Origin of the sequence: Jatrophihabitans telluris (genome assembly GCF_023516435.1) — a bacterium.
GTDB lineage: Bacteria > Actinomycetota > Actinomycetes > Mycobacteriales > Jatrophihabitantaceae > Jatrophihabitans_A > Jatrophihabitans_A telluris.
Map to the genome: position 1 here is coordinate 2,210,901 of NZ_CP097332.1, position 26,067 is coordinate 2,236,967.

Here is a 26,067-nt window from a genome sequence, read left to right on the forward strand (position 1 = left end):
GCCCTGTCACGTCCCCGCCTGATCCTCCAGATTGCGGGCTGTCGGGGCGGACCAGTGCCGGCGCAACGCGACCACCCGGATGCCGAACACGACGACAGCGGTGGCAATGAGCCAGGGGGCATGCAGCTGGCCCAGCGCGTGGCCCAGGCAGACCAGTCCGGCGCCGACCAGGGCCGCAACCGCGTAGATCTCTCGCTGGAGCACCACCGGAATCTGGCGCAGGAGGACATCGCGGATGACGCCTCCGCCGATTCCGGTGATCACGCCGATCATGCTGGCCCCCGCCCAGCCCAGGCCGACGGCCAACGACTTCTGGGTCGCCGTGACCGTGAACAGACCCAGCCCGGCCGCGTCGAGCAGCAACACCAGCGCGCGGGCTCGCGCGACTTGGGGGTGGAAGCGAAATACGACCACCGATGCCACGACGGGAACGACGAGGTAGGGCCAATGACGCAGCGAGTACGGAGGATTCTGGGCCAGCAGGGTGTCTCGGACGATCCCGCCGCCCAACGCTGTGACGGAGGCGACGACGACGACCCCGAACAGGTCCAGACGTGCTCGTACCGCGGCCAGGCCTCCGGACAGTGCGAAGACGAAGACGCCGACGAGATCCAGCACGAGTTGGGTGGTGGCAGCACTCACCGGTCGAACGGTAGTGGCTGACCGCGCTATCGGTGTCGTCACGTTTGAGCGCTCAGGCGTGTCCGGATGTGCTTTCTGGCCCTGTGGTGTGCAGACTGCATTCCCGTGATCAGCCAGCGACGCGCCATGGGGCTACTGCGCCGCACCGTCACCAAGGCCTGGCACGACAGGGTGCTCGGGCTGTCGGCCGAGGCCGCGTTCTGGCAGCTGCTGTCGCTGCCTTCACTGTTTCTCGCCCTGCTGGCGGCCCTCGGCTACTTCTCCGATTGGCTGGGCGCCGACACCGTCGACCGCATCCAGACGAATCTGCTGCGCGGCTTCTCGCGGGCGTTCAGCGACGAAGTGGTCAACCAGCTGGTCGCGCCGTTGGTGCATCAGGTCCTCAACGAGGGCCGCGCCGACATCCTGTCGGTCAGCTTCCTGCTCGCGCTGTGGGCCGGGTCGTCGGCCACGGCGACGTTCGTGAACACCATCACCATCGCCTACGGCATGCGCGACCTGCGTGGAGCGGTCCGGAGCCGCCTGCTGGCGCTGGGCATCTATCTGGGATCCATCGTGATCGGGGTGGTGGCACTGCCGGCGCTGGTGCTCGGACCGACCGAGCTGGTGCGACTGTTTCCCCCGGCCCGGCGCGGGACCGCGGACCGCCTGATCAACGATGCCTACTGGCCCGCTGTGATCGCCCTGCTGCTGCTCGGGCTGACCAGCCTCTACCATCTGGCGCCACCCCGACGGCTGCCGTGGCGGCGCGGATTCCCCGGCGCCGTGCTGGCCATGGTGATCTTCCTGCTGGGATCGGCCGGCCTGCGGGAGTACATCGCGTTCATCGTGGCGCACAACCACGCCTACGGCACGCTGGCCGCACCCATCGCGGCGCTGCTCTTCTTCTTCCTGCTCGCGCTCGGGGTCCTGTTGGGAGCGGAGTTCAACGCCGCCATCGAACAGATGTCGCCGACGGCATCACGCCACCCTGAGCGAGACCGCCGGTGGAAATCGCTCACCGAACCAGGCTCGGACGCGACCGAAGGTCAGGAACCCCCGGAATTACCCGGCATCGACTCGTAGATCTCCTTGCACCGCGGGCACACCGGCGAACCCGGCTTCGGGGTCTTGGTCACCGGGAACACCTCGCCGCACAGGGCCTGAACCATGGTGCCCATCACGGCGCTCTCCGCGATCTTGGCTTTGCGCACGTAATGGAACATCTCGTTGCCGGTCTCGGCATCGGAAGTCTTCGGCGATTCGAGGGTCTCAGTGCTCACCCGACGATTGTGCCACCGGTCAGAGGTCGATCACCGTATGCGAGCTGTTGCGCTTGGTGGGGGGCGCTTCGGCAGGAGCGGGTTCGTCCGCGCCGGCGCTCGGATGGTCGCCGGAGTTGGTGGCGCTCAGGGCGCGAGGCCCGTCCGGGTTGAAGCCTGGGACGAATCTACGGAAGCGGACGGCCTGCTTGGGCGGGCGGTCGTTGGCGATCAGGACCGCGGTCCACGGCAGCACGAGGGCTCCGACCAGGAACGCCGCGGCCAACCAACCGGACACGGACGCAGTGACCGCGGCGCCGACCACGCACAGCGCGCGCAAGCCCATCATGATCAGGTACTTGCGGCGACGCTGGTCGAACTGTTCGTCGCCGCTCGGCCGGGCTTCGGTGATGAGGACCGGTCCTGGCCCCCGGGCGGAGGTCTGCCGATTCGGTCGCACTCCCCCATCGTGCCACCTCGACGCGGTGCCGGCAGGGTGGCGACTGATGCAGTTCGGCCACGTCTGCGGCAGCGCTCTCTCCGGCGTGCGGCACGATTGGTCACGTGAGCACCCCCACTGTCGTGTTGCTGCATGGCCAGCCGGACTCGTCCGCGAGTTTCTGGGCGCTGCGTCATGCGCTCGCCGGGCGGCTGCCCGAGAGCGTCCGCGTGATCGCTCCGGACCGTCCCGGCTATGGCGCCAACCCGGCCCACGCCACGGACTTCGAGGGCAACGTCGCGTGGCTGCGACAGTGGTTGCGGCGGATCTCGGCCGGCCCTGTCGTGCTCGTTGGTCACAGCTGGGCGGGCGCGGTCGCGGCCCTGGCCGCGGCGGACGCCGCCACCGATTCGGGACTGCCGATCGCAGCACTGCTGTTGCTGTCCTCGATCGGGCCCGGCTGTCTGCTCCCGCTCGACCCGTGGCTGGCCGCTCCTGGATTGGGCGAGGCGATCGCCTACACGACGCTAGGCCTCGGTCGCGGCCCGGTTACCCGCAAGGTCGCCCACATCTTGAGGCGCTACACGCCGCCTGACGACGTCCCCTATGCGTGGGCCAGCGGGGCCGCGACTCGGCACCGGCCGCTGTGGCGCAGCTTTCTCACCGAACAGCGGGCCATGGTCGCCAAGCTCGGTGACGTCGACCGACGGCTCCCGCAGATCCAGGTGCCGACGCTGGTGGTGAGTGGAACCTCGGATTCGGTGATTCCTGCCCGGACCCCGCAGGCGCTCGCGGCAGCCATCCCCGGATCGCGGCACGTACCGATCGCTGGCGGTCATGACCTGCAGTTGCGGCAGCCCGACGCCGTTGCCGTCCACATCGCCGGCCTCGTCGAACAGGTGTGGTGAGCGTGTACGGTGCGCCGCGCCCGCTGCTGCCGCAGGCCGACCTCATGATGCTCACCGAGGCCCTCAATCGGTGGTTTTCCTCGGTCGCGACGTCGCAGGCGCTGGGGCTGGCCGGCCAGGCGGCGCTGGCCCGCGGGGACCTGGACGGTGCGGCGCGCGCGGTTCGCGACGCCGGGCCCACCGGTACTTGGGTGCGCCTGTTCGTGCTCGGAGCCGCGGTGGGCGAAGCTGAGGCCGCAGCGGCGATCTCACCCTGGTCTGTCGACGCGGCCGTGGCTGTGGGCGTACTCGAACGCCGCGCCGGGCAGGTGCACGCCGCGCTGGACGTGCGTCCCTATTCCGAGGCCGGCGGCCCGGACTGGTGGGTCGTCTCGGATCTGGGTGCCGACGTGCGCCCCGGCGTGCTGCGTCCCGATCACGTGCTCGGCATCGGCGCGGCGGCCACAACGCTCGCGCAGGCGACGATGCGGGCGCCGGTTGCCAGGGCCTTGGACATCGGGACCGGATGTGGTGTGCAGAGCTTGCATCTGTCGCGTTACGCCGGATCGATCACCGCCACCGACATCAGCGAGCGGGCATTGCGAATGGCGGCCGCGACCGCGGCCATCAACGGCATCGACCTCGACCTTCGACGGGGCTCGCTGCTGGAACCCGTGGCGGGCGAACGGTTCGACGCGATCGTGTGCAACCCGCCGTTCATCGTCGGTCCTGGGTTCTCCGTCGACGACGGCGGGTTCACCTACCGCGACAGCGGGATGGCCGGGGACTCGGTCAGCGAGGCTCTGGTGCGCGGGTTGCCTGCGCTGTTGAATCCCGGAGGTCGCGCGCAGCTGCTCGCGAACTGGGCTGTCACGGGTGAGGAGGAGTGGTCGAGCCGCCTCCAGCGATGGCTGACGGACTCCAGGTGCGCCGCCTGGGTGTGGCAACGAGAGGTCGCCGACCCAGCCGAGTACGTCAGCCTGTGGCTGCGCGATTCTGGCGAGCAGCCCGGCAGCCCGGCCTGGACGCGCCGCTACGAGGCGTGGCTGGACTGGTTCGAGACCGAGGGCGTGCTCGCGGTCGGCATGGGGCTGGTGAGCATGGTCCGGACGGGCGAAGCGGCGAGCGTGGTCTGCGAAGACCTGCCGCAGGCTTACGAGCCCTTCGCCGGCGACGAGATCGAAGCGTGGTTCTACCGCCATCGATGGCTCGGCGCGCGCGATGACGCCCAGCTCCTGCGGGAGCGAGTCACGCCCGCGGCCGGACTCGTCCTGGAGGACCGGTCGCTGCTCGGGACCGAGGGGTGGGTGTCGGCGCTGACCCAGCTGCGCCAGTCCGGCGGCCTGCGGTGGGAGCTTGAAGTGGATCCGGCCATGGCGGGCTTGGTGGCGGCCACCGCATCAGGACTGCCGCTGGGTGCACTCGTTGACGTGCTCGCGGCGACGAACGCAGTGGACCCGGGTGAGCTTGCCGGGATTGCATCACCGATGCTGCGTGATCTGGTGCAACGCGGGTTTCTGCTGCCGGTTGCCCAGAACTGATGCGGATCCTCGTCCAGCGGGTGAGCTCAGCCCAGGTTCTGGTCGCGGCGGAAGTCGTGGGCAGCATCGGGGTGGGCCTGCTCGTGTTCGTTGGTGTCCGCACCGGTGACGATGCCGTGGTTGCGGACAAGGCCGCCGACAAGGTCGCGAATCTACGCATTTTGCGCGACGGCGATCGCGACGAGTCAAGCGTGAGCGCCGTCGGTGGTGAAGTGCTCGTGGTGAGCCAATTCACCCTGTACGGCGATGCCCGCACCGGGCGACGGCCGAGTTGGGTGGCCGCGGCAGGCGCCGACGTCGCCGAGCCTCTGGTGGAGGCCGTCGTGGCCGGGCTGCGGAAACGGGGAATCTCGGTGTCGACGGGGCGTTTCGGTGCGCAGATGCTCGTCCAGAGCGTCAATGACGGACCGATGACGGTGCTCGTCGATCTGGACCCCGACCATTGAGTGGTCCCGACGCGGGAATGCGCCGACCGGGGTGAACCACGGCTGCCTGAGGACCGTATTGGAGGACGACGCAGCCCGCGGTCAGTCGTCGCCCAGATTCACAGGTCCCCTACAGCATAGGTCGATCCGATCCGGGAACAACGACCGTTACGAATCGTTGTAAAGGGTGGGACAACACGCCCCCGATGAGCGGACGGATTCTTCACGTGACGCAGCCTGCCACCACCACCACCAAGACGAGCGTCTCGCGACGCAAGCCGGCTTCCCAAACCTTGCCCGGCCACCGGACCAGCCGCGCCAAGACTGCAACCGCCACCGAGGAGCCGGTAATGACCGCCCAGGCCGAGGTCGCGGTCGACACGATCGAGGAGCCTGCTGAGTCGGCGTTCGCCGCCGGTGTGGCCACGGCCGACCTCGACGAAGCCGTCCAGGCTGCCGATCTGGTCCGTTCCTACCTCAACGAGATCGGCAAGGTCTCGCTGCTCACGGCGGTTGAAGAGGTCGAGCTGTCGAAGCGGATCGAGGCCGGGCTCTATGCCTCGCACCTGATCAGCACCTCCAAGCGCCTGTCGGTTCCGCGTCGTCGTGAACTGCAGGCGTTGGTCGCCGACGGTGAGACCGCCAAGGACCTGCTGCTGCGCGCCAACTTGCGCCTGGTCGTGTCGCTGGCCAAGCGTTACACCGGTCGTGGCATGCCGTTCCTGGATCTCATCCAGGAGGGCAACCTGGGCCTGATCCGCGCGGTGGAGAAGTTCGACTACACCAAGGGCTTCAAGTTCTCGACGTACGCGACGTGGTGGATCCGCCAGGCCATCTCGCGCGCGATGGCCGACCAGTCCCGGACGATCCGGCTCCCCGTTCACCTGGTCGAGCAGATCAACAAGATGCAACGGATGCGCCGTGAGCTGGGCCAGAGCCTCGGACGGGACGCCACCGACGAAGAACTGGCCCACGAGCTCGACATCGACGTGGACCGGCTGCACGAGCTGGTGGACCACGCTCGTGATCTGGTGAGCCTGGATCAGACGGTCGGTGCGGAAGAGGATTCCTCCCTTGGTGACTTCATCGCCGACAGTGAGGCGACCAAGCCCACCGAGGCGGTCGAGTTCGATCTGATGCGCCGGCAGCTCTCGCAGGTTCTGGACTCGCTCGAGCCGCGGGAAGCGGCCGTCGTCCGCTTGCGTTACGGCCTTGCCGACGGCAACCCGCACACTCTCGATGACATCGCGAAGAAGTTCAACCTTTCACGCGAGCGGATCCGTCAGATCGAGCGGGAGACCATGGCCAAGCTTCGCCACCCGTCCCGAGCGCAGTCGCTGCGGGACTACCTCGAGGACTGACCCGTCACCGCCTGAGCCAGTTTTGCCGCGATCCGGCGTAGCTCGCTAGCGTGTCCGAAATGGACCCGCTGGATGCGCTGCGCCGGATCGCGTTTCTGTTGGAGCGGGAGCTGGCCAAGGAATATCGGGTCAAGGCGTTCCGAACAGCTGCTGCTGTCGTTGTGAACCATCGGCCGGAGATCGAAAGCCTAGCCGCGCGGGGCGAGCTCACGAGCCTGGCCGGAATCGGCCCGGCGACGGCCGAGGTCATCGACCAGGCGCTGGCGGGGCACGTGCCTGAGCGGCTGGCTTTGCTGGAGCAGACGCCGGCCCCGGCGGATTCGCTGGACCCAGCCGCGAGGCAGCTGTTGAGCCGGCTCAGTGGCGACCTGCACAGCCACTCCGACTGGAGCGACGGCGGTAGCCCGATCGAGGAGATGGCGGTTACCGCGTTGGAACTCGGCCGTGGTTATCAGGCGCTGACCGATCATTCGCCGCGACTGACCGTGGCTCGCGGCCTCACGGCGGCTCGGCTGCGCCAGCAACTGGCCAGACTGGCGAGCCTGCGCCCGCGCCTGGGTGGTTTCGCATTGCTCAGCGGTATCGAGGTCGACATCCTCGACGACGGGACGCTAGATCAGGAACCGAGCCTGCTCGATGAACTCGACGTCGTCGTGGCGTCCGTGCACTCGAAGCTGGCCATGGACAGCAGCGCGATGACGCGCAGGATGGTCGCTGCGATCTCGCAGCCGCAAACGATGGTTCTCGGGCACTGCACGGGACGGCTGATCGGTGGCAAGAAACGGGCACAGAGCCAGTTCGACCCGCGCATCGTGTTCGCGGCGTGCGCGGACAACCAGGTGGCCGTGGAGATCAATTCTCGACCGGAACGGCTGGACCCGCCGGAGGACCTGCTCGCCCTGGCCGTCGAGGCCGGCTGCCTGTTCAGCATCGACACCGATGCCCACGCGCCGGGCCAGCTGGATTGGCTGGCCTACGGCGCGGCCAAGGCGTCGGCTGCGGGCCTGGATCCGGACCGAATCATCACGACCTGGCCGCTGGAACGTCTGCGCGAGTGGTCACGGTCGCGCCGAGGATGACCCCACGCCACACCAGCCTGTGTACAGACCAGGGCCGGTGGTGGCGTGCGCGGCTACCCGGCCGCGCCGGTAGCGACCGGACGGTTCGGGTCGGTGATCCATTCGCTCCACGACCCGGGGTACAGGCTGGCCTGGATCCCGGCCTGATGCATAGCCAGCACCGTGTGAGCAGCGGTGACGCCTGACCCGCAGTAGACGCCTACTGGCGCGCCGTCGAGGTCGGTGAATCGTTGCCGAAGCCGTGCCACCGACAGGAACGTGCCGTCGGCGTTGATGTTCTCGGTCGTCGGTTGGTTGATCGCACCGGGGATGTGGCCGGCCACGGGATCGATCGGTTCCGCCGCGCCGCTGAAGCGTTCCGGTGCTCGGACGTCCACGAGGCGTCCGGCATCGGCGTGGGAAGCGGCACCGTCCGCGTCGAGGGTTGGCATGCCGCCGGGACGGACCTGCACTGAGCCCTCGGCGTCGGTTACAGGCCCCGATTCGACGGCTTGATCGCGCTCGATCCACGACCGGAAGCCGCCATCCAAGACGCGAACGTCCGCCAAACCGGCCCAACGCAGCACCCACCACGCCCGCGCGGCGGCCATCGAGGAGTTTCCGTCGTACACGATCACCGTTGAATCCGGTTCGATACCCCATCGACGAAGGCTGCGTTGCAAGTCGTCGGGAGCAGGCAGCGGGTGGCGGCCGCCCGGGCCGGGCGAGGAGGCCAGATCCTCATCGAGGTCGACGAAGTGGGCACCCGGAATATGCGCGCTCAGATAGTCATTGCGAAGGGGCGGCCGGCCGACCTGCCAGCGAACGTCGAGGATGACCGGTCGCGCAGCTGCGGCCAGCCTGTCGGCGAGCGCGGATACGCTGATCAGCGCCGTGTGGGAGTTCTCGCTCATGGCATCGGTTCTAACATGGATGGATCGGACCGCACGAGACCGGCTGGCCGTGCGCAGGAAAGAGGTCGGCACGTGAACACCCACCACCACAGCGATCTGATCGATACCACCGAGATGTACCTCAGGACCATCTACGAGCTCGAGGAGGAAGGCGTCACGCCGCTGCGCGCGCGGATCGCCGAGCGACTCGGACAATCGGGCCCGACGGTGAGCCAGACGGTGGCTCGGATGGAGCGCGACGGCCTGGTGCACGTCGAAAGCGACCGGCACCTGCAGTTGACCGATGACGGACGCCACCTCGCGACCGCGGTCATGCGAAAACACCGGTTGGCCGAGCGCCTGTTGCACGACGTCATCGGTCTGGAGTGGGACCAGCTCCACATCGAGGCCTGCCGCTGGGAGCACGTGATGAGCGATGCCGTCGAACGACGCATCGTCGCGCTGCTGGACAAGCCGCTGGTGTGTCCGCACGGGAACCCCATCCCGGGCCTGGAGGATCTGGGGCTGCCTTTCGGGCACCTGGTCGACACCGCCGTCCTGCCGACGTTGGCCGAATCGGCGCGAGCTGGCCAGGCCACAGTGCGGGTCGAGCGGATCAGCGAGAACCTGCAGCCGGACGCGGAGCTGATGCGATTGCTGTCCTCATCAGGCCTGGTGCCCGGGCGGACGGTAACGGTCGAGGCCGTCGGCGGCGGATACCAGGTCGTCGAGGGCGAACACGACACGCTCCTGCTGGCCCCGGTGGCGCAGGGCATCTTCGTCTCTGTCCCGGCCTGACCGATCGGCCGGACAGGGATTGCGGCGTCGGCTTCTGCCCCGCCGGCCTGTTCGCGGCTCATCCGAAGCGCTGGGTGCCGACGTTCGCGCTGGGTGAGCGCAGCGGAGGCGTTCGCGCCGGGTTGAGTCCCAACTGCACCGTATCGAGCACTACCCTCGCCGCTGAGAGCCCGGGATCAGAGTCCAGTGCCCGCTCACCGGCCATAGTTGCCAGGGTGCCGTTGCCCTTACGCCACTGGGACCAAGCGAACAGCAGCAGCGGGACGGCGTCATAGGGCGGTGGCAGGCGGCGCAACAGCTCGAGCAGCGCGTCGTCGGCGTCGACCGATCGTTCGTCGACCCGGAACCAGAGCTCGTCACGCACCTCGACGTGGGTGAGCGCAACGCCGAAGCGGGCCAGCTCTGCCCGGGTCATCGCCCTGCCCGCTGTGCCTTCGGTCGGATGTCGATCAAGCCGAGCGGTGAAGGCACGCAGGTCCGCGCGAAGACTCGTGCTGAGGCGGCCCTTCAGTACAGCCTCGGTGAGCCGGTTTTCCGCCTTCGCCAATGCCGGTTCGAGCCTGTCTCGCTCGTGCCGGGTCTGTCCGGCCAGCTGCCCCCGGACCGCTTCTCGGTCGGGTAACGCGACGAGGCCGGCGAACACGGCCTCGGCACTGGCGGACGTGCTTCGCCGCTCGTTGCCACCGGGTGAGCAACAGCCGCTGTCGGTGCACGTGAGCGACCACCATCGTTCCTGCCCCACGACGAGCAGGTCGACGACCGAGAGCCCGACAAGTGCGCAGGCCAGCGCGACGTCGTGCAGGTGCTGTGGGACGTCACCGGAGGCGGCGGGGTGGTGGTGTGTGAAGACGAGCGCCACCACGCAGTCGCTGTCGGTGGACGCCAGAGGTGCCACCAATGGCGAGAAGGCCCCGGGGTCCATCGGCGCGGGTGGCAGGTCGCACCTGGCGGTCAGACAGACCTGGGGCGCACGGCCGTTTCGCTCACTCAGGCCGACGATGACGATGCTCTCGACCGGGTGAAACCCCAGCAGGTACGGCACGATGTCGATCACGTCGGCAGCGGTCGCCAGCGCTGCGGTAGGAATTGCGCGTCCGCGTTGTGGTTGCATGCCTCGACCCTGCCCCGTCGCGACCCGCCCACGATGGGCAATCCCGCGACTGTGGACAACGATCGGCCTTGTGGACAAGGGCGAGCGACCTCGCCGGAGGGCCTAGCGGCGCACCGTCAATCCAGTGGCGCGGCCCGCCAACGTCGGGCCGCGGCGGTCAAGCCGGCAGCTACTGCTGCGTTGCGCGAGGCCAGCTCTCGCGCGCGGTCGCCGTCCGGGCCGTCGTCGGCACGTTCAATTCGGCCGAGGGACACGATGCGGAAGAATGCCGCCGCCCGTTCCAATGCCACAGCGAAGTCACCTCGATAGGCGCCGCTGAGCACCGATTCGGCCAGCGACAGGATCGCCTGCGGGTCAGCGAAGTCCGCCACGCCAGCCACGACTTCGTCAGCCGGGGCCAGTGGCCTGCCTGCCCGCCAAAGCCGCGTGACTTCCTCACCATTGGTCTGGCACCACGTCCGCAGCAGGTACAGGGCCCACAGCGCGCCCGCCAGCGTGTCCGGCTCGCTGTCTCGCCACAGCTCAGCCAGAGTCTGCAGACCAACCCGATCGGCGAGGTCGACGAGTGAATCCGACTGACCTGACCGACCGTGGGAGATGACCGCGGCCGCGGTGGCCTCCGCCACCTCCTCCCGGCCGAACGGCTCGGTCGCCGACAATCCGTCGAGCAGCGTCGTCAGGTCAGCGCGACGGACCGGCCGATGATGGCGGGCAGGTTCATTCACCAGATCAGCCTAGCTGGGCTCCCGATGACCCACCCGCGACTTCGCCGTGCCCGATGACAACCCGCATGTTCGCTAGAGTGGTCACTGGCGTCGGTCCGATCCATGGCCCCCGGTCCCACAACTGCCGCCACGAGCGGCCTTCTGCCGAGAGGCGACCTGGCGGGCCGACGTCACCTACCGTCCGGTTGCTGCCGACCCGTCCCCTGTCTGCGAAGCGGAGGCAGTCATGAACACCGGTGATGGGTGGACGGTCTGCTCGCTCGGTCACCGGCACTGGGGCCGATACGGCGCAGCCGGAATCTTGATCACCGATGGTGACCGCGTCATTCTGCAGCACCGCGCCCCCTGGACTCACGAGGGTGGCAGCTGGGGCGTTCCCGGCGGAGCACGCGACGCGCACGAGACGGCATTGCAGGCAGCCTTGCGGGAGGCACGGGAAGAAGCCGATCTGGAGCCCGGCGACGTCGTGGCCATCGGCGCGTACATCGCCGATCACGGCGGCTGGAGCTACACCACGGTCGTTGCGGTCCCGACCCGGCCGCTGGACCCACACGCGGCGAACGCCGAGAGCGTGAGTGTCGAGTGGGTGTCCGTCGACGTGGTCGCCCGACTTTCGCTGCACCACGGCTTCGCCTCAGCCTGGACGGCCTTGCGGGAGTTGCCGCCTACCGTTCGGCTCCTCGTTGGTCCGGCCACCCGCCACGAGGCGGTGCTGGACGGCTTGCGCGCGCACGGCATCAGCATCGACCGGCTGCCGCTGACCCAGCGCACGTCGGTTCACCGGATCTATCCGCAGATCATCGAGGTGGCCGATCTCGACGAGGCGGTCCGGCGCGCTGCGACCGCGGACGAACAGTCCCACGTGCTCATCGCGCTGGATTTGCGGGATCTCGACTTGCTGAGCTGAAGGTGTGGGCCCACTGGCTCGGGCTGAGCAGGGCCCGCTCACCAGATCCAACACAGCTCGGGCCACGCGATCAACAGGGATAAGAAACCGCAAGACCGGTTTTGTCCTGCCACGCTTCAACCTGGCCAGGTGGGATCACAGTGCCCTCCCGCTCGCCCATCACCAGCGCCGCCCCGTACACATCCGCCGCCGAGTGAGCTCGGCTACCGTAACCGGGTGCACATCCTGCTTCCGCCGAGCGAGTCGAAGACCACCGGCGGCGGCGGCCGATCGCTTCGGCGACGCACTGGTCAGGGCCCTCTGTCCGAACCACGGGCGGAGGTCATACGGGCGCTGGACGACCTGCTGAGCCGCTCTCGCGCCGACATCGCCCATGCACTTGCGCTGCCGACGTCGGTAATCGACTCCGCCGTCCGGGCCAACGCGATGCTGCTCGACGCCCCCACCAGGCCTGCTCTGGACCGCTACGCGGGCGTCGTGTACGACGGCATGCGTTGCGCGGCCTGGAACGCCGCCGAGCGCCGCTGCGCCGACCGCAGCGTCCTGATCTTCTCGGGCCTGTTCGGCGTGGTGGCCGGAGGTGCTCCGGTTCCGGACTACCGGGTGCCGGCCAAGGCGGTGCTGCCCGGCGTCGGGACGACGGGAACGTACTGGAGGCCGTGGCTGGCCGAGCACCTGCCGCCCCTGTTGCGCTCCGGTCTGGTCATAGATCTGCGCTCCAGTGACTATGCGGCGATGTGGCGGCCTGAGCGGTCGTCGTCCCTGGCGCGCCGAGTCGTTCGGGTCCGCATTCTGTCTCCGAGACCGGACGCGACGATGGCGGTCATCTCGTTCCCGTCCAAGTTCTTCAAGGGTGTGCTCGCGGACTCGATCGTGCGCGCGAGTGCCGCCGGCCGACCGCCCGCGACGGCAGAGGACCTAGCCGCACTCTGGTCGGCTGCCGGAGGCAAGGACGCGGTGCTGAGCGCGGACAAGGACGGCGTCGTGCTCGAGCTCCACAGCGCGACGTCGACCGTCGTCTGACCAGCGTCCGGTCACCTCGACAGGCCACCGCTGACGTCGTGGGGCCGTGGTCGCCGCGCCTTCGGCGCGTGGGCTATAACACCTCAAGTTCGCCGAGCGTGCACGACCCCGGTGCTGGCGGTCACCGGTCGCAGGTTCACTATCGGGGTATGCGATTGGACCACCTCTCCTACGCAGCCGGCCCAGAAGGCCTGGCCTCATGCGTTCAGCGACTCGGATCCCATCTCGGCGCCGGGTTCACCGACGGCGGCCTGCACCCGCGCTTCGGTACCCGCAACTTCGTACTGGCCCTCAAGGGCGGCGTGTACCTGGAAATCGTCGAAGCACTGGACCACCCTGCCGTTGAGCGAGCGCCCTTCGGCCGCGCGGTGCGTGCACGCAGCCAGGCCGGTGGCGGTTGGCTGTCGTGGGTGGTGGGCGTGTCCGACATCGGCGTCCTCGAGGACCGTTTCGGCCGGCCTGCTGCTGCCGGCCATCGGGTGCGACCAGACGGCTACGACCTGAGATGGCGCCAGATCGGCATCAACGACGCCGCGCAGGAGCGCCAGCTGCCCTGGTTCATCCACTGGGACTCCGAGAAGGTCCACCATCCGGCATCCGCGGGCGGCACCGTCAACCTGGAGCGACTCGACATCGCCGGTGACCGCGAATTCGTGACCGGTTTCCTCGGGGAGGAAGCCACCGCCGCACTGGAGAACCTGAAGGTAAAGTGGCTCTCACTCGACGACAACGACGGCGAGTCCGGGATCGTCGCGGCTCATTTCACCACGACGCACGGTGTCGTAGTCATTGACTGACCCCCGTGTCCTGGCGACCGATCTGTGTCGGTCAGCGGCCAGGAGCGTGCCGCTACGTTCAGGTGCGCGTCACGGCCGGTTGATCGCCGACTGACTCGCCGAAGGGTTCCGGTTGGGCCGGTGGCCTGCTCCCCCGGGCTCCCAGCACGGACCCGGCCAGGATGAGCGGGAAGCCGACGATCATGCCGGTGGTGACGGGCTCGTTCAGCACAGCGACGCCGAGAGCGAGCGCTACCGCCGGATTGACGTAGGTGATCACCGTCGACCGGGTGGGACCGATGGTGGCGATCAGTTCGAAGAAGAGCAGGAACGCCGCGGCGGTGCAGACCAGACCCAGGACGACCACGCTCGTGATGGTGGAGGCCCGGCTGAGGTCCGGTGGCTGCACGATCGCGAACGGCAGGTAGACGATGGCGCTGACCGACAGCGCCGCGGCGATGACGCCCAGGCTGGGCAGGTCCGAGAGTGTCCGGGCGAGGATCACCGGTCCGACCGCGTAGGCGATCGCGACCACCCCCATCTCGAGCAGCGCCGAGACGCGCAGGCCGCCGAAGTCCAGCCCGACCAGGCACGCGACGCCGCCGATGCCGACCAACAGGCCCAGCAGCTGCGTCGGACTGACGCGATCCCCGTGGCGGCTGAACCGCGCGATCAGGGCGCCGATGAGTGGCACGGCCGCGACCAAGAGGCCGGCAAGGGATGAGTTCAGGTGCCGTTCCGCGTCCGACAGCAGCAGCCAGGGCACGATCACTTCGACCACGGCGAACAAGAGCAGCCACTGCCAACGAGCCAGTACGGGTCGCAGCTGCCCCTTCGACACGGCCACCGGCACCAGAACGAGCGCGCCGAGGCCGGTCCGTAGAAACACCAGCGGGCCCGGGGCAATGTGTTCGACCGCCACCCTGATGAACAGGTACGGCAGACCCCACACGACACACATCGTCGCGAACAAGATCCACCCTCGCCGTGTCACGTACTTCCCGCCTGCCTTTCCATCGAGCGCCGCGCCGAGGCACTCCGTTGTTCTGAGCCACTCCGCTGTTCTGAGCCACTCCGTTGTTCTGACGTCCAGCCGTGCGTGCCGTCTACTGCCGTCGGAGGTCGATTGAACCGCACGGCTCCGACAACGTAGCCGACCGCCGTGCCGAGCCCCGAGGGACTTTCCGGCCACATCTCGGGCAGATGCCGCCGCAGTCGCACGTTGGTGGTGTCACCGCCACGGTGGCCGAGCGGCGTTGGAAGAAAGTCGGATTGGCGTTAGATCCACAGCATGGTCCATCCTGTTCGGATGGACGTCGAAGGTGCCACCTGGCCACCAGCTGAAAGCGCTTCCTCAGGGGTGAAGGCCGTCCCCATCGCCGACTATGGATTCCTCTCCGACGGCGAGACGACGGCGCTGGTCTCACCCGGTGGGTCGGTCGACTGGATGTGCCTACCGCGCTTGGATTCAGCCAGTGTCTTCGGTGCCGCACTCGGGCGCCACGCGGGCAGCTTCCGGATCGCACCGTCGGATGTGTCCGTGCCCGCGGCCCGGCGCTACCTGCCCGGGACGATGGTCCTGGAAACCAGCTGGGGCACCGCGACCGGATGGATCATCGTGCGCGATGTTCTGGTCATCGGACCATGGCGGCACGAGCAGGAGTTCTCCCACACCCACCGCCGCACTCCCACCGACTACGACGCCGAGCACATCCTCCTGCGCACCATCCGGTGCGTGTCCGGAGAGGTGCAGACGGTCATGGAATGTGAACCGGTGATGGACTACGGCCGCAAGTTCGTCCGCTGGAACTACACCGATCACGTGTACCACCAGGCGACGGCCACCGCCGAGGGATCTGACATCGAGCTGACCCTGACCACCGATATGCGGATCGGACTGGAAGGGGGCCAAGCCACCGCGCGGACAATGCTCCGCCAGGGCGACGTCCGCTACGTCGCTTTGTCGTGGGGTTCGAAGGCGCCCCCGCTGGACTACGCCGACGCCTACTCACGCCTGGTCTGGACCGCCCACCACTGGCAGCACTGGCTCGCGCGCGGCCGGTTCCCGGATCACCCCTGGCGCTCCTACCTGCAGCGCAGCGCGCTCACACTCAAGGGGCTCACCTACGCCCCGACCGGGGCGATTGCCGCCGCGGCGACGACCTCGCTACCCGAGACGCTGGGCGGGGAACGCAACTACGACTACCGCTATACGTGGATCAGGGACGCAACGTTCGCGCTGTGGGGCATGTACTCCCTCGGCTTCGACTGGGAGGCCGTCGACTTCTTTTCCTTCATCGCCGACCTGGCCGAGTCCGGCGACGAACTGCAGATCATGTACGGCATCGGAGGTGAGCGGGACCTGGCCGAGTACACCCTCGATCACCTGCCCGGTTACGCCAATTCGCGGCCGATCCGGATCGGCAACGCGGCCAGCACGCAACACCAACACGACGTGTGGGGCGCGCTGCTGGACTCGGTCTACCTGCATTCCAAAGCGGCCGATCACCTGGACGGGCGTATCTGGCCGATTCTCAGCAAGCAGGTCAATGCCGCACTCAAGCACTGGCAGGAACCCGACGCCGGTATCTGGGAGGTGCGTGGCGAACTCCAGCACTTCACTTCCTCGAAGATCATGTGCTGGGTTGCAGTGGACCGAGGCGCCAAGCTGGCTTCGATGATCGGCCAGGAGGCAGAGGCGGCCCAATGGGAACTGGCCGCGGAGGAGATCAAGCAGGACATCCTCAGCCATGGAGTCGACGACCGCGGCGTGCTGACTCAGTCCTACGGCAACTCCGCCCTGGACGCTTCGCTTCTGCTCGCGCCGCTGGTCCGCTTCCTGCCGGCCGACCATCCCGTCATCCGCGCCACGGTGCTCGCGATTGCTGACGAACTGACCGTCGACGGACTCGTCCTGCGCTACCGGGTCGAGCAGACCGACGACGGATTCACCGGTGAAGAAGGCTCGTTCACGATCTGCTCGTTCTGGTTGGTGTCGGCGCTGTCGGAGATCGGCGAGCACACCCGCGCGCGCGAACTGTGCGCGAAGCTGTTGTCGCTGGCCGGCCCCCTGGAGCTCTACGCCGAGGAGATCGACCCACACACCGGGCACCACCTCGGCAATTTCCCCCAGGCGTTCACTCACCTGGCGTTGATCAACGCGGTCCTGCACGTGATCTCGCACGAGGATGGGTCATAGTGGTTCATCATGGTGAACCTGCAACTGGACTGGCAGCAGTCCACGGTCCTCACCGCGGCACTGGTGCTGGGCGGTCTCGCCGCACGACGTGAGCGGCGCACCGCGGGCGCCGCGCCCTACCTTCACGAATCGGCGATCATCGCCGCGCTCTACACGCTATGGCAGGTGGCCGGCAGCGTCACGCTGTTCGGAACCTCCGGTGCGCTCGCTCGGGGACGGTGGATCGAGCACGCTCAGCGTGATCTGTTGCTACCCGATGAGAGGGACCTGCAGCGCCTGATCCTGCACCATTCGCTGCTGGCCCAGCTGTGCAACCTGTACTACGCGAGCATGCACTTCGGTGTGCTGGGCATCTTTCTCCTCTGGCTGTTCGTCCGGCATCGAGACCGCTATGCGTATTACCGCAACGTACTGGCCGTTTCCACGGCGATCTGCCTGCTGATCTCCTTCCTGCCCGTGGCGCCACCGCGGTTACTGCCGGAGCTCGGTTTTGTCGACGTCGCCGCTGAGTACGGGCAGTCGGTGTATGACCAATCGGTGATCACCGTGGACGCGTTGGCGGCCATGCCGTCGGTGCACGTGTTGTGGGCGGTGCTCGTCGGATGGGCTGTGGTCAAGGTCGGTCACAGCCGCTATCGATGGATCGCGCTTGCGCATCCGGTCGTGACGGTCTTCGTGGTCGTTGCCACCGGCAACCACTTCTGGCTGGACGGAATAGTCGCGGTTCTGGTGTTGCTCGCGACGGTGGCCGCCGGGTCAGCGCTGATGCGGATGGATCACCGTGATGCCCGCCGGTCCGGGGTGAGACATCGCAGCGAGGGCATCCGGCGTCTCGTCGAGGCTGATGTGCCGCGTGATGAGGCGAGACGGATCAAGCAGACCGCTTCCGATCTCATCGAGTAGAGCTGGATACGTCGCGGTAGCGATTCCGTGACTGCCCAGCCAGCGAAGCTCGCGGCTGACCACGCTGGACAGGTCCAGTGTCACCTCGCCGGGCAACAAGCCGATCTGTACGAGACGCCCTCGAGGCCGCAGGGACGCCAGCGCCGGTCCGACGACTCCGGCGGCGCCCAGCGCCTCGACGGCCACGTCGGCTCCCCCGTAGGTCAGCTCCCGCACGGCCTCCGCGATGCCGTCCGGATCAAGAACCGTGCGGGCACCGAATTCGGCGGCCAGGGCCCGAGCCGCGGAAGATGGATCCACGGCGATGACGTGTGCGCCTGCCGCCGCGGCGATCATCACCGCGGCCAGACCCACCCCGCCGCAGCCGAATACCGCGACCGTTTCTCCCGGCTGGACCTGGGCGACCTGTCGTACTCCGCGGTACGCGGTGGCAAACCGGCACCCGAGGCTGGCGGCGGTCGGAAGGTCGACGGTATCGGGCACCCGAACGAGGTTGAGGTCAGCCCAGGGCAGGGCGACGAGCTCGGCAAACGATCCCCAGTAGGTGAAACCGGGTTGTTGCTGGTTGCGGCAGGTCTGGGGATTTCCGGACACGCACTCAGAGCATCGACCGCACCCGCAGACGAAGGGCACGGTGACCCGATCGCCGACCGCGAAGCGCGTCACTTCCGCCCCGGCTTCGACGATGGTTCCGGCGAGTTCGTGTCCTGGGACGTGCGGCAGCCGGATGTCGGGGTCGTGGCCGAGCCAGCCGTGCCAGTCGCTGCGACAAAGGCCGGTGGCTTCGACCCGCACTACGACCCCGTCGTCCGCGCAGGGCGGATCCGGCACCTCACGCAGCTGGGGCGGTGCTCCGAACGCCTCCAACAGGACAGCGCGCATGGCGGGTCTCCCTCCGATCGTGGTTGGGATCGTCCATTGTTGTACCTGGGCCGGCGCTGGCTAGCGTCACGGTTGCATTCAACCTAGCCGCGGTATGGATGGCCCAGGCGAGCCGCCCGGACGATGTGGAGACAGCTGATGAGACCTCATGCGATCCGCGCAGCCCTCTCCGTAAGCGGTGTCGTGCTCGCTGCGACGGGGGCGGTGGTGGTGGCGCTGGCCTCGCACACTTCCCAGCCCGCGGGGGCCGCGAGCGGGACAGTGCGATTCACCTATGTCGTCAGAGGCATGCACAACAGCAGTAGCCTCAGCACGTTCGCGAGCCTGGCGGCGCAGACCTATGCCGATCCCCGGGGATGGAGTCTCGGTGGTTCGGTGACGTTGAGCAGGGTGAACCAGGGTGGTGACTTCACTCTGTGGCTGGCTGCTGCGGCGGACGTCCCGAGCTTCGGATCCCCCTGTGACAGCAGCTATTCGTGCACGGTCGGTCGTGATGTGATCATCAATGAGAGCAGGTGGTTGGGCGCGACTGCGCCCTGGAAGAGTGCCCACGGCTCGCTGAGTGACTACCGGCACATGGTCCTCAACCACGAGACGGGGCATTGGCTCGGCTTCGGCCATTCCTTCTGTGGCGGACCCGGGCAACTGGCGCCGGTCATGCAGCAACAGTCGATCTCGCTGCAGGGATGCCGCTTCAATCCCTGGCCACTGGCATCTGAACGGCGGGCGCTTGCCGGGCGGTTGCACGTCGTCATTCGTACCGGCCAGCCGGTGGGAGCGTGGGACTCGGCCACGGTCGGCGTGGGCCGCATCCGGTTCACCGGATGGGCGCTGGATCCGGACACCACGAAGCCGGTCACGATCAAGGTCACGGTGGACGGGACGGCGCACCGAATCGTTGCGGCCGAGGTCCGAACGGATGTGGCGCGCGCCTACCCGTCGGCGGGCAGCCATCACGGTTTCAGCTACTCGCTCACGATCAGGCCGGGCCGACACCGTGCCTGCCTGACGGCCTTGAACACGTTGGGCCCGGGTGCATCGACGCGGTTGGGATGTCGGTCGGTCGTGGTGAGCGCGAGTCCGGTGGGCGTTCTTGATCCTGTCCGGACGTCGGCCGGCCACATCGAAGTCACGGGATGGGCAATCGATCCGGACACGACCCGGGCGATTCGCGTACACGTCTACGTCGACCAGCTCGGTATGTCGCTCGGGGCCGACCGCAAACGCGCCTCGGTAGGCGCGGCCTATCCGCACTACGGGCCGGATCACGGATTTGCGCTGTACACGGTGGTTCCGGTCGGGCCGCACCGGGTGTGCGCCTACGCCCTCAACGCCGCCGGTGCGGGCACGACCAAGCGCCTGGGTTGCCAGTCGGTGACGGTCACCGGCGGATGAGTGTGACGATCCGTCTCCGGGTGCGACCGGAATAGCGCTGCGTCTGTCGTTGCTTGTGCAATTAGCTGCCGGTAGCAGAAGCCCCGGCGAGATGGGACTAGACAGATGAACGACAACGTCGAGTTGGGCCTGGATACCTTCGGCGATCTCAGTACCGGGCCTGACGGACAGAGCTCCAGCTATGCGGAGGTTATCCGCGAGGTCGTCGCTCAGGGTGTGCTTGCCGATCAGCTGGGCATCGACTACTTCGGGGTGGGCGAGCATCATCGTGACGACTTCGCCCTTTCAGCGCCGGACATTGCGCTCGCGGCGATTGCCGCCCAGACCACACGGATCAAGCTGGGGACGTCGGTCACGGTACTGAGTTCCGACGATCCGGTGCGCGTCTATGAACGGTTCGCCACGCTCGACGCCGTGTCGAACGGACGGGCGGAGGTAACCGTCGGCCGTGGCTCGTTCACCGAGTCCTTCCCCCTGTTCGGCTTCGATCTGGACAGCTACGAGACGCTGTTCGAGGAGAAGCTCCAGCTACTGGCTCAGCTACGAGCCGAGGGCCCGACATCCTGGTCGGGAACGGTCCGCGGAGCCCTTACCGGGCAACGGGTGTTCCCGACGACCGAGGCCGGCGCACTGCCGATCTGGGTCGGGGTCGGTGGCAGTCCCGAGTCGGTGGTGCGCGCCGCGGGGTACGGGCTACCCATGATGCTCGCGATCATCGGCGGAGCGCCGGCACGATTCGCACCCTTCGCCGAGCTGTACCGTCGCGCAACGCTGGAGTTCGGTCATGGCGTCATGCCGCTCGGCGTGCACTCCCCCGGCTTCGTCGCCCCCGACGACGAGAGCGCTCGACGGACACTTTTCCCCTATATGAAAGCCAATCGTGACCGGATCGGCCGAGAGCGAGGCTGGGCCCCGCTGACGTACGAGGCGTTCGTGGCTGACATCGAGCACGGCGCGCTGCACGTCGGCAGCCCGGAGACAGTCGCGGGCAAGATCGCCGACACGATCACGACGCTGGGGCTTTCACGCTTTGACTTGAAGTACAGCGCCGGACCGATGCCGCACTCGCTGCTTCGCCAGACAATCGAGCTCTACGGAACTGAGGTGATTCCACGCGTCCGCAAGCTGCTCGCCGATCGCTGACGATGCCGGGTGTTCTCCACCGCCGCTCGGTGATGTGCAGCGGCCCCGGTTCGTAGTGAACCGGGGCCGCTGAGACTCACTTTCGACCGCAACCCGGGCGGATCCGAACAGGGTCGCGCACCGTAGGGCTAGCTGCAGCCGCTGGTGGAACCGCACCCTTCGCAGACGAAGCAGGACCCGGCGCGCTGCATCTTCGTGCCGCAGTTCATGCACAGCGGAGCGTCAGCCGACGACCCGAGCAGCGATTCCATCAACTCGGTGGAGCTGTGCGCTTTGCTGGAGTCGGTCAGCTTCAATTCAACCGGCTTCGACTCGATCTTGGACTCGGCTACCGGCGCTGACTGGGCCAAGGACTCGAGTTCGTCCTCACTTACCTCATCCTCGATCGGTGCGTAACTACCGGTTTCCAGCTCGCGCGCTCGTTCCTCCGCGGTGTGAATCCCCATGGAGGAACGGGTGTCGAAGTCCAGGTAGTCCAGCGCCAGCCGCCGGAAGATGTAGTCGACGATCGACTGCGCCATCCGGATGTCGGAGTCGTCGGTCATACCGGCCGGCTCGAAGCGCATGTTGGTGAACTTCGAGACGTAGGTCTCCAGTGGCACGCCATGCTGCAACGCGATCGACACCGCGATGGAGAAGGCATCCATCACACCGGCCAGCGTCGATCCCTGCTTGCCGAGCTTGAGGAAGACCTCGCCGAGCCCCCCGTCGGGGTAGGAGCCGGCAGTCATGTAACCCTCGGCACCACCGACGGCGAAGGAAACGGTCTGCGACGGGCGCGACTTCGGCAGGCGCTTGCGGATCGGGCGGTACTCGACCACCTTGCTCGTGGCTGTTTCGACCTTCTCGTCCACCTTGGCGGACTTGCCTGCAGACAGTGGCTGGCCGACCTTGCAGTTGTCGCGGTAGACGGCCAGTGCCTTCAGGCCGAGCTTCCAACCCTGGAAGTAGACATCCGCGATCTCCTCGACCGTGGCCGTCTCGGGCAGGTTGACGGTCTTGGAGATGGCGCCGGAGAGGAACGGCTGGGTGGCCGCCATCATCCGCACGTGGCCCATCGGCTTGATCGCGCGCTGGCCCATGGCGCAGTCGAAGACGTCGTAGTGCTCCAGCTTCAGACCAGGGGCGTCCTGCACATGCCCGTGCTCGGCGATGTACTCGACGATGGCCTCGACCTGCTCCTGCTGGTAGCCCAGAACGCGCAGAGCGCGTGGAACCGTCTGGTTCACGATCTGCATCGAGCCGCCACCCACGAGCTTCTTGAACTTGACCAGGGCAAGGTCGGGCTCGATGCCGGTGGTGTCACAGTCCATCATCAGCCCGATGGTGCCGGTCGGCGCCAACACCGAAGCCTGGGCGTTGCGCCACCCGTTCTTCGCACCGAGCTCGTTGCCCTTGCTCCACTGCTCGGTCGCGAAGGCGAGGACCGACTTGTCCGCCGGGTGCACCGAACGGACTGCGTCGTTGGCGGCGGCGTGCTTGCGCATCACGCGTGCGTGCGCCTCGGCGTTGCGGGCGAATCCGTCGTACGGACCGACCACAGCGGCAAGTTCGGCCGACCGGCGGTAGGCGGTGCCCGTCATCAGTGAGGTGATCGCCGCTGCGAGGGTGCGGCCACCTTCCGAGTCGTAGCCGCGGCCGGTGGCCATCAGCAATGCACCGAGGTTGGCGTAGCCGATGCCCAGCTGGCGGTAGGCCCGGGTGTTGACGCCGATCGCCTCGGTCGGGAAGTCGGCGAAGCAGATCGAGATGTCCATCGCGGTGATGATCAGTTCGATGGCCTTGACGAATTTCTCCGAGTCGAAGGTGTCCTCGTCGGTCAGGAACTTCATGAGGTTGAGCGAGGCCAGGTTGCACGACGTGTTGTCCAGGCTCATGTACTCCGAGCACGGGTTGGACGCGTTGATCCGCCCGGACTCGGGGTTGGTGTGCCAGTCGTTGATCGTGTCGTCGTACTGGATGCCGGGGTCGGCACATTCCCACGCCGCCTTGGCGACCTTGTTGAACAGGTCCTTGGCGTCGACGGTCTCGATCGTCTCGCCGGTGCTGCGGGCACGCAGACCGAATTCGGTGCCCTCCTCGACCGCACGCATGAAGTCGTCCGATACCCGGACCGAGTTGTTCGCGTTCTGGTACTGAACCGACGTGATGTCGACGCCACCGAGGTCCATGTCGAACCCGGCATCGCGCAGGACGCGAATTTTGTCCTCCTCGCGCGCCTTGGTCTCGACGAATTCGACGATGTCAGGGTGATCGATGTCGAGGACCACCATCTTCGCCGCACGCCGGGTTGCGCCACCGGACTTGATCGTTCCGGCGGACGCGTCGGCACCGCGCATGAAGCTGACCGGGCCGGAAGCCGTGCCGCCGGAGTGGAGCAGTTCTTTCGAGGAACGGATTCGCGACAGGTTCAGGCCCGCCCCGGAACCGCCCTTGAAGATCAGGCCCTCCTCGCGGTACCAGTTGAGGATCGAGTCCATGGTGTCGTCGACGGCCAGGATGAAACAGGCCGAAACCTGCTGGGGTGAGGTCGTGCCGACGTTGAACCACACCGGGGAGTTGAAGCTGAACACCTGGTGAACCAGCATCCAGGTGAGTTCGTGTTCGAAGACCTCGGCGTCGGCGGCCGACCGGAAGTACCCGTGCTCCTCGCCGGCCGCGCGGTACTTCAGCACCACCCGGTCGATGAGCTGGCGAAGGGAAGTCTCCCGCTGCGGCGTGCCGACGGCGCCGCGGAAGTACTTGGTGGTGACGATGTTCGCCGCGTTGACCGACCACGACGTAGGGAACTCCACGGCGCGCTGCTCGAAGTTGATCGAGCCGTCACGCCAGTTGGTCATGACGATGTCGCGGCGCTCCCACTCGATCTCGTCGTAGGGGTGCGCACCGGCCGTGGTGTAGATGCGGTCGACAGCCAGCCCGTTCGGCGAGAAGGCCTGAGCCGGCCGTCCGGCCGGCTTGGCGGCCTTGGGGGCGGCGGGCTTGCTTGCGGACTTCGACGCGGTGGCGCCTTCTGAACCGCTCTGGACAACCTCGGTCATACTCGTGCCTCTCTCTACGTACTCGGCGTACTCGGCCTGGATGGCTGGTGGTGCGGTGTCAGGGGTGCCGGCTCGTCCGGCAATCGCTTACGGCACGGCGGTGGTTGGTCTCCGGTGCCTACGTTGCGCTCAGAGGGCGGGCGGTGATCGGTCGGCCCGCAGGTCACCGATGGCTTTCTCGAAATCGTCGATGGAGGAGAAGGCCTGGTAGACGCTGGCGAAGCGCAGATAGGCAACCTCGTCCAGTTCGCGCAACGGTCCCAGGATGGCGAGCCCAACCTCCGGTGCCGGGATCTCGGCGCATCCGGTGGCGCGAATCGTCTCCTCGACCGTCTGAGCCAACTGGGCCAGGGCATCCTCGTCGACCGGGCGACCTTGGCAGGCACGCCGAACTCCGCTTACGACCTTCTGGCGACTGAACGGCTCGGTGACACCGCTGCGCTTGATGACGGCGAGGGTGGCCTCCTCGACCGTCGTGAATCGCTTGCCGCACTCCGGACAGCTCCGACGACGGCGGATGACTTGGCCTTCATCCTGTTCGCGGGAGTCGACCACCCGAGAATCAGGGTGTCGGCAGTAGGGGCAACGCATGAGCGGTTCCTTCGGTCGTCGTCACGAGGCAAACGGCCCCGACCGTGCAATCCATCGTGTAATCCATCGTGTAATCCATCGTTCGGTCCAGCCGGAAAGCGTTCGATCCTCCGGCGAGAACGCGGTCGTCTAACCGAGTTATCAACACCCCGCTGTCCATAACCTGGGGACGACCGGTGGACGGCTGCCCTGGTTCTGTTGACAGGGTGTGGATGACCGTACCCCAACTTGTGGACGAACCACATGCATGTAACTACTACATGTTGGGGTGAACGCTAGAGGACGACACATCCTTCCGCAAGCCGCGACACGCACCGAAATCGTCGTAGCGACCTCGAACGCCAGTTCGCACCGCAGAGGCGAAGCTCGGCTCGGTTCGCGGTCCGGGCGGGCCTAAGAATCACGCCACCCAGCCCACGGCGGAGCGAATAACCCTCTACCGGACCTTGAGGGTCTGCCCAGGCGTAAGCGAGGTGGAGGTCAGGTGATTGCGCGCCATCAGGTTGTCGACCACGCCGCGAGGATCTTGGGCGGGAGCGATCTCGTTCGCGATCGACCAGAGAGTGTCCCCGGAGTGCACCGTGACCGATGCCGGGACCACGGGGGCAGTCGGTGCGGCGGATGAGGACATAGCCGCGACAAGCAGCATCGCACCTGCCAGTAGGCCGATGAGCGCGGCGACGACCGCCACACCGCGGCCGGTCAGGCGTAGCGGGGTTCGTGCCGGCGGGACCGCTTGATTGAGGTCCTCCCACACCGGGGTGCGCCGCGCTCGTGCGGCGGCGGCGCCGCGGGACAGCGACCGGATCGGGACCTCGTGGGTCGGGCGGGGCCGGCCGGGGGTTCTGGCGGGCGTTCTGACCGGCGCGGGTACGGCAACGGGGGCGACGAGCGACAGGTGCTGAGCGCGTTGTTGCGGCGCGCACGAACGACGGGCCCGGGCGGGGATGTGCACGATCGGGGGAAGATCGGGTGCGACCGACATGGCTTCTCCTCAGTCTCGGCGCGGCGCCTCGATTGCGACACGCATTTCGACGAACATGATCGAACGGGTGTTCGATCGAATCTCTGTTCCAATGTTTACTA

At 67.4% G+C, this 26,067-nt stretch carries 24 protein-coding genes and 1 pseudogene; 14 read left to right on the forward strand and 11 right to left on the reverse strand.

Features of this window, described 5'->3' with window-relative positions; genetic code table 11:
* Nucleotides 1-6 precede the first annotated feature (6 nt).
* A complete protein-coding gene (locus M6D93_RS10350; protein WP_249769070.1) occupies nucleotides 7-642 on the reverse strand; it encodes a trimeric intracellular cation channel family protein in 636 nt (211 codons plus the stop codon).
* Nucleotides 643-747: 105 nt separating this feature from the next.
* Here M6D93_RS10350 and M6D93_RS10355 point away from each other — a divergent pair, with 105 nt between their 5' ends.
* Nucleotides 748-1,707: a YihY/virulence factor BrkB family protein gene (locus M6D93_RS10355; protein WP_249769071.1), complete on the forward strand. Its 960-nt coding sequence runs from the start codon at nucleotides 748-750 to the stop codon at nucleotides 1,705-1,707.
* Here the strand turns inward: M6D93_RS10355 and M6D93_RS10360 are convergent.
* Both M6D93_RS10360 and M6D93_RS10365 read right to left on the reverse strand, forming a co-directional pair.
* Nucleotides 1,671-1,904, reverse strand: coding sequence for a DUF3039 domain-containing protein (locus tag M6D93_RS10360; RefSeq protein ID WP_249769072.1), 234 nt, complete (start codon nucleotides 1,902-1,904; stop codon nucleotides 1,671-1,673). The two genes, M6D93_RS10355 and M6D93_RS10360, sit on opposite strands and share 37 nt — an antisense overlap.
* A 19-nt stretch (nucleotides 1,905-1,923) precedes the next feature.
* Nucleotides 1,924-2,343, reverse strand: coding sequence for a DUF3099 domain-containing protein (locus M6D93_RS10365; protein WP_249769073.1), 420 nt, complete (start codon nucleotides 2,341-2,343; stop codon nucleotides 1,924-1,926).
* Between the two features lie 104 nt (nucleotides 2,344-2,447).
* On the opposite strand from M6D93_RS10365, the gene M6D93_RS10370 reads away from it, so the two are divergent.
* The 5 genes from M6D93_RS10370 (at nucleotide 2,448) to M6D93_RS10390 (ending at nucleotide 7,615) form a co-directional block, all read left to right on the forward strand.
* A complete protein-coding gene (locus M6D93_RS10370; protein ID WP_249769074.1) occupies nucleotides 2,448-3,230 on the forward strand; it encodes an alpha/beta fold hydrolase in 783 nt (260 codons plus the stop codon).
* Nucleotides 3,231-3,232: 2 nt separating this feature from the next.
* Nucleotides 3,233-4,750 (forward strand): DUF7782 domain-containing protein, encoded by a 1,518-nt coding sequence (locus tag M6D93_RS10375; protein WP_249769075.1) that lies wholly within the window; start codon nucleotides 3,233-3,235, stop codon nucleotides 4,748-4,750.
* Nucleotides 4,750-5,196 carry a D-aminoacyl-tRNA deacylase gene (gene dtd, locus M6D93_RS10380; protein WP_249769076.1) on the forward strand — a complete coding sequence of 149 codons (447 nt, stop codon included), beginning with the start codon at nucleotides 4,750-4,752 and terminating at the stop codon, nucleotides 5,194-5,196. Before M6D93_RS10375 ends, dtd begins: the two co-directional genes overlap by 1 nt.
* 329 nt (nucleotides 5,197-5,525) lie before the next feature.
* Nucleotides 5,526-6,536 carry an RNA polymerase sigma factor SigB gene (gene sigB / locus M6D93_RS10385; protein ID WP_347343611.1) on the forward strand — a complete coding sequence of 337 codons (1,011 nt, stop codon included), beginning with the start codon at nucleotides 5,526-5,528 and terminating at the stop codon, nucleotides 6,534-6,536.
* 59 nt (nucleotides 6,537-6,595) lie between these two features.
* On the forward strand, nucleotides 6,596-7,615 hold the full coding sequence (locus M6D93_RS10390; protein WP_249769078.1) for a PHP domain-containing protein: 1,020 nt from the start codon (nucleotides 6,596-6,598) through the stop codon (nucleotides 7,613-7,615).
* A gap of 53 nt (nucleotides 7,616-7,668) precedes the next feature.
* Here M6D93_RS10390 and M6D93_RS10395 read toward each other — a convergent pair whose 3' ends face one another.
* Complete coding sequence (locus M6D93_RS10395) at nucleotides 7,669-8,580, reverse strand: sulfurtransferase (protein WP_249769080.1); 912 nt, start codon at nucleotides 8,578-8,580, stop codon at nucleotides 7,669-7,671.
* A 42-nt stretch (nucleotides 8,581-8,622) separates the two neighbouring features.
* On the opposite strand from M6D93_RS10395, the gene M6D93_RS10400 reads away from it, so the two are divergent.
* Nucleotides 8,623-9,285, forward strand: coding sequence for an iron-dependent transcriptional repressor DtxR (locus M6D93_RS10400; RefSeq protein WP_347343612.1), 663 nt, complete (start codon nucleotides 8,623-8,625; stop codon nucleotides 9,283-9,285).
* A gap of 58 nt (nucleotides 9,286-9,343) precedes the next feature.
* Here M6D93_RS10400 and M6D93_RS10405 read toward each other — a convergent pair whose 3' ends face one another.
* The gene (locus M6D93_RS10405; RefSeq protein WP_249769082.1) at nucleotides 9,344-10,396 is read right to left on the reverse strand and encodes a DUF4192 domain-containing protein; all 1,053 of its coding nucleotides are present in this window, start codon (nucleotides 10,394-10,396) and stop codon (nucleotides 9,344-9,346) included.
* A gap of 116 nt (nucleotides 10,397-10,512) precedes the next feature.
* Nucleotides 10,513-11,121: a hypothetical protein gene (locus M6D93_RS10410; protein ID WP_249769084.1), complete on the reverse strand. Its 609-nt coding sequence runs from the start codon at nucleotides 11,119-11,121 to the stop codon at nucleotides 10,513-10,515.
* Nucleotides 11,122-11,347: 226 nt separating this feature from the next.
* On the opposite strand from M6D93_RS10410, the gene M6D93_RS10415 reads away from it, so the two are divergent.
* The 3 genes from M6D93_RS10415 (at nucleotide 11,348) to M6D93_RS10425 (ending at nucleotide 13,848) form a co-directional block, all read left to right on the forward strand.
* Entirely contained in the window at nucleotides 11,348-12,028 is a 681-nt protein-coding gene (locus tag M6D93_RS10415) for an NUDIX hydrolase (RefSeq protein ID WP_249769086.1), read from the forward strand.
* Between the two features lie 216 nt (nucleotides 12,029-12,244).
* Complete coding sequence (locus M6D93_RS10420) at nucleotides 12,245-13,051, forward strand: YaaA family protein (protein WP_249769088.1); 807 nt, start codon at nucleotides 12,245-12,247, stop codon at nucleotides 13,049-13,051.
* Between the two features lie 149 nt (nucleotides 13,052-13,200).
* A complete protein-coding gene (locus M6D93_RS10425; RefSeq protein WP_249769090.1) occupies nucleotides 13,201-13,848 on the forward strand; it encodes a VOC family protein in 648 nt (215 codons plus the stop codon).
* 58 nt (nucleotides 13,849-13,906) lie between these two features.
* On the opposite strand, the gene M6D93_RS10430 is transcribed toward M6D93_RS10425, so the two are convergent.
* A complete protein-coding gene (locus M6D93_RS10430) occupies nucleotides 13,907-14,788 on the reverse strand; it encodes a DMT family transporter (RefSeq protein ID WP_347343613.1) in 882 nt (293 codons plus the stop codon).
* Between the two features lie 348 nt (nucleotides 14,789-15,136).
* Here M6D93_RS10430 and M6D93_RS10435 point away from each other — a divergent pair, with 348 nt between their 5' ends.
* Nucleotides 15,137-17,026, forward strand: a complete 1,890-nt coding sequence (locus M6D93_RS10435) for a glycoside hydrolase family 15 protein (RefSeq protein WP_249769094.1) — start codon at nucleotides 15,137-15,139, stop codon at nucleotides 17,024-17,026.
* Nucleotides 17,027-17,035: 9 nt separating this feature from the next.
* Nucleotides 17,036-17,716: pseudogene (locus M6D93_RS10440) on the forward strand (phosphatase PAP2 family protein); the annotation flags it as partial.
* Between the two features lie 66 nt (nucleotides 17,717-17,782).
* Here the strand turns inward: M6D93_RS10440 and M6D93_RS10445 are convergent.
* Nucleotides 17,783-18,811 carry a zinc-binding dehydrogenase gene (locus M6D93_RS10445; protein WP_347343484.1) on the reverse strand — a complete coding sequence of 343 codons (1,029 nt, stop codon included), beginning with the start codon at nucleotides 18,809-18,811 and terminating at the stop codon, nucleotides 17,783-17,785.
* A 138-nt stretch (nucleotides 18,812-18,949) separates the two neighbouring features.
* Here M6D93_RS10445 and M6D93_RS10450 point away from each other — a divergent pair, with 138 nt between their 5' ends.
* Nucleotides 18,950-20,206, forward strand: a complete 1,257-nt coding sequence (locus M6D93_RS10450; RefSeq protein ID WP_249769096.1) for a DUF3152 domain-containing protein — start codon at nucleotides 18,950-18,952, stop codon at nucleotides 20,204-20,206.
* 105 nt (nucleotides 20,207-20,311) lie between these two features.
* Entirely contained in the window at nucleotides 20,312-21,349 is a 1,038-nt protein-coding gene (locus M6D93_RS10455) for an LLM class flavin-dependent oxidoreductase (RefSeq protein ID WP_249769097.1), read from the forward strand.
* Between the two features lie 128 nt (nucleotides 21,350-21,477).
* Here M6D93_RS10455 and M6D93_RS10460 read toward each other — a convergent pair whose 3' ends face one another.
* The 3 genes from M6D93_RS10460 to M6D93_RS10470 form a co-directional block, all read right to left on the reverse strand.
* Entirely contained in the window at nucleotides 21,478-24,390 is a 2,913-nt protein-coding gene (locus M6D93_RS10460) for a vitamin B12-dependent ribonucleotide reductase (RefSeq protein WP_249769098.1), read from the reverse strand.
* 129 nt (nucleotides 24,391-24,519) lie between these two features.
* Nucleotides 24,520-24,981, reverse strand: a complete 462-nt coding sequence (gene nrdR / locus M6D93_RS10465) for a transcriptional regulator NrdR (protein WP_283818565.1) — start codon at nucleotides 24,979-24,981, stop codon at nucleotides 24,520-24,522.
* 436 nt (nucleotides 24,982-25,417) lie between these two features.
* On the reverse strand, nucleotides 25,418-25,966 hold the full coding sequence (locus M6D93_RS10470) for a LysM peptidoglycan-binding domain-containing protein (RefSeq protein WP_249769100.1): 549 nt from the start codon (nucleotides 25,964-25,966) through the stop codon (nucleotides 25,418-25,420).
* Between the last annotated feature and the right edge of the window lie 101 nt (nucleotides 25,967-26,067).

Coding starts and splice junctions, on each gene's coding strand:
- M6D93_RS10460 (WP_249769098.1), bottom strand. CDS start 24,390: ATGACCGAGGTTGTCCAGAGCGGTTCAGAAGGCGCCACCGCGTCGAAG.
- sigB (WP_347343611.1), top strand. CDS start 5,526: ATGACCGCCCAGGCCGAGGTCGCGGTCGACACGATCGAGGAGCCTGCT.
- M6D93_RS10425 (WP_249769090.1), top strand. CDS start 13,201: ATGCGATTGGACCACCTCTCCTACGCAGCCGGCCCAGAAGGCCTGGCC.
- M6D93_RS10445 (WP_347343484.1), bottom strand. CDS start 18,811: ATGCGCGCTGTCCTGTTGGAGGCGTTCGGAGCACCGCCCCAGCTGCGT.
- M6D93_RS10450 (WP_249769096.1), top strand. CDS start 18,950: ATGAGACCTCATGCGATCCGCGCAGCCCTCTCCGTAAGCGGTGTCGTG.
- M6D93_RS10415 (WP_249769086.1), top strand. CDS start 11,348: ATGAACACCGGTGATGGGTGGACGGTCTGCTCGCTCGGTCACCGGCAC.
- M6D93_RS10435 (WP_249769094.1), top strand. CDS start 15,137: ATGGACGTCGAAGGTGCCACCTGGCCACCAGCTGAAAGCGCTTCCTCA.
- dtd (WP_249769076.1), top strand. CDS start 4,750: ATGCGGATCCTCGTCCAGCGGGTGAGCTCAGCCCAGGTTCTGGTCGCG.
- M6D93_RS10405 (WP_249769082.1), bottom strand. CDS start 10,396: ATGCAACCACAACGCGGACGCGCAATTCCTACCGCAGCGCTGGCGACC.
- M6D93_RS10430 (WP_347343613.1), bottom strand. CDS start 14,788: ATGTGTGTCGTGTGGGGTCTGCCGTACCTGTTCATCAGGGTGGCGGTC.
- M6D93_RS10470 (WP_249769100.1), bottom strand. CDS start 25,966: ATGTCGGTCGCACCCGATCTTCCCCCGATCGTGCACATCCCCGCCCGG.
- nrdR (WP_283818565.1), bottom strand. CDS start 24,981: ATGCGTTGCCCCTACTGCCGACACCCTGATTCTCGGGTGGTCGACTCC.
- M6D93_RS10455 (WP_249769097.1), top strand. CDS start 20,312: ATGAACGACAACGTCGAGTTGGGCCTGGATACCTTCGGCGATCTCAGT.
- M6D93_RS10400 (WP_347343612.1), top strand. CDS start 8,623: ATGTACCTCAGGACCATCTACGAGCTCGAGGAGGAAGGCGTCACGCCG.
- M6D93_RS10390 (WP_249769078.1), top strand. CDS start 6,596: ATGGACCCGCTGGATGCGCTGCGCCGGATCGCGTTTCTGTTGGAGCGG.